Origin of the sequence: Streptomyces sp. NPDC057474 (assembly GCF_042802555.1) — a bacterium.
Classification (GTDB): Bacteria; Actinomycetota; Actinomycetes; order Streptomycetales; family Streptomycetaceae; genus Streptomyces.
The window spans coordinates 1-2,349 of record NZ_JBHVDX010000467.1 but is presented as its reverse complement, the minus strand read 5'-3'; the positions used below and the strand labels follow the sequence as shown (position 1 = coordinate 2,349).

General features: G+C 69.7%; 1 protein-coding gene and 1 pseudogene. One reads left to right on the top strand and one right to left on the bottom strand.

Annotated elements, in window-relative coordinates; genetic code table 11:
- Nucleotides 1-124: 124 nt before the first annotated feature.
- Nucleotides 125-505, bottom strand: coding sequence for an HNH endonuclease family protein (locus ACFU53_RS47750; protein WP_384006868.1), 381 nt, complete (start codon nucleotides 503-505; stop codon nucleotides 125-127).
- Nucleotides 506-821: 316 nt separating this feature from the next.
- Between ACFU53_RS47750 and ACFU53_RS47745 the strand changes: the two are divergent.
- Nucleotides 822-2,200, top strand: a pseudogene (locus tag ACFU53_RS47745) (IS1380 family transposase).
- Nucleotides 2,201-2,349: the final 149 nt, after the last annotated feature.

Below are 2,349 nucleotides of genomic sequence, written 5' to 3'. Positions count from 1 at the left end.
TGCGCAGCGCCCACCTCTGGCGGGGGCGGGCGCCGCCGCGGGGGCCGTGCTGGCGGCGGCGGTATAACCCCCGGGCCCCCCCCCACCCCCGCTTCCGTTGCGCATGTGTGCGGCCGCAGCTGGGCTACGTCGCGAGCTCGTAGGTGAGGGTGGTGTCCGGGCAGTCGGCGGCGTAGCGCAGCAGGGCCTCGCGCTCGGCCGGGCCGACCGTCAGGCTCCACCGCTTCTTCGTCGCCACCCATTCGCCGAGGTACCGGCAGTGCACGGATGGGATAGGCATCGAGGTGCTGGGGTCCTGGTCGGACTTCTGCCGGTTGGAGCGGGCGCTGACGGCGATCAGGCTGATCGCGGATCCGAGGTCGTTGGCGTATCGGCGGCGTTTCTCGGTTGTCCAGCCGTAGGCGCCGGAATCGTGGGCTTCGGCCAGCGGGACCAGGTGGTCGATATCGATCCGACCGGGGCCGGCGCCCTCGATGAGGGTGTCGTCATAGTAGGAGTGCCACACCCCTCCGGTGAGCTTGCAGCCGGCGCCGACCGTCGGGGCCTCGATTGCCTCCGCGATCAGAACCTCCTTGTCGGCGTTGCAGCCGTTCTTGTCGTCGTCCTTCCAGTGCGGATAGAGCTCCCGCTTGTAGCCGTCACGGACCTCCGCGGCGACAGGCAGCGACGTGATGCCCGCGGTCAGGGAGATCTCATCAGCCTCGGGCTTTCATGGGCGTGCTCGTCCACGTCTTGATCAAATAAGCGGAGAGTGCTCCTGACCTGCAACGATGGGACTTGTCTAGGGTCCTGTTGGCTGCACGGAAAGAAGCACTCTCCAGGTGAGCAAGCGTATCGGGTGGTACCCGCGTGTCCGCGTCGAGGGCGGTGGCAGCGGGGCGGTCTCGCAGGCCGGGGCCGTGCTGCTGGTCGAGACGGTCCGCAAGGTGGGCCTGGACACCGCAATATCGGCGGCGCTGGCGCCGTGGCGCAAGCCGCGGGCAGTGCACGACCCGGGCAAGGTCCTGCTGGATGTCGCGCTCGCAACGGCTCTGGGCGGGGACTGCCTGGCCGATGTCGCCATGCTGCGGGCCGAGCCGGACGTGTTCGGACCGGTGGCATCGGACCCCACGGTCTCCCGGCTCATCGACGCCCTCGCCGCAGCCGGGCCGAAGTCGCTCACCGCGATCCGCACGGCGCGAGCCGCAGTTCGGTCGCGGGTGTGGGAGTTGCCGGTGCGGACGGCCCGGCCGCCGATGGCAGCGTGATCGTGGACATCGACGGGGTGCTGGTCCTTGCGCACTCCGAGAAGCAGGACGCCACCGCGACCTGGAAGAAGACCTTCGGCCACCATCCGCTCGTCGCGTTCGTCGACCACCGCCCAGCCGGGTCCGGAGAGCCGGTGGCCGCGCTGCTGCGGCCCGGCAACGCAGGCTCCAACACCGCCGCCGACCACATCGAAACCGCCCAACTCGCTTTGGCGCAACTGCCCACAGCCCTGCGACGGGGACGGCAGACGCTGATCCGCACCGACTCCGCCGGCGGCACCCATACCTTCCTCAACTGGCTCTCCAGGCCCGGCCGGTGGCTGTCGTATTCCGTCGGAATGACCATCACCGACGCCATCCACCAAGCTGTCCTGAAGATACCGAAGAAGGCGTGGACGCCGGCTTACGACGCGGGCGGCACCGAGCGGCCCGGCGCCTGGGTCGCCGAGATCACCGACATACCCGACCTGAGCACCTGGCCGAAGGGGATGCGGCTGGTCGTCCGCAAGGAACGGCCGCACCCCGGCGCCCAGTTGCGCTTCACCGACCTCGACGGGCTGCGGCTGACCTGCTTCGCGACCAACACCAAAGGCGGCCAGCTCGCCGACCTCGAACTGCGTCACCGCAGACGGGCACGCTGCGAGGACCGCATCCGAGGCGCCCGCGACACCGGTCTGCGGAATCTTCCCCTGCACGACACGGCCCAGAACCGGATCTGGCTGGAGATCGTCTCCCTCGCACTCGACCTCCTCGCCTGGATGCCCATGCTCGCCCTGACCGGCAAGACCCGCCGCTGGGAGCCCAAAAAGCTCCGCCTGCGGCTGTTCTCCGCCGCCGCTCAGTTCGTGAACACCGGCCGCCGCCACTGGCTGCGCTTCACCGGCCGATGGCCCTGGACCGACGTCATCACTCACGCGATCGCCAGGCTCCACATCCTCCCGAACCCCGGCTGACCAGCCACTTCGACCATCCCGACAACCCCACCACCGAACCGGCGAAGTGGAACCCGGCGCCCACCCGACGCGAGAGCCGGGCCGTCAACCTGCCCACCCTCAGCCACCGAAGGCGAAACGGTCCGCCGACGGAGTCGGCGGACCGTCAA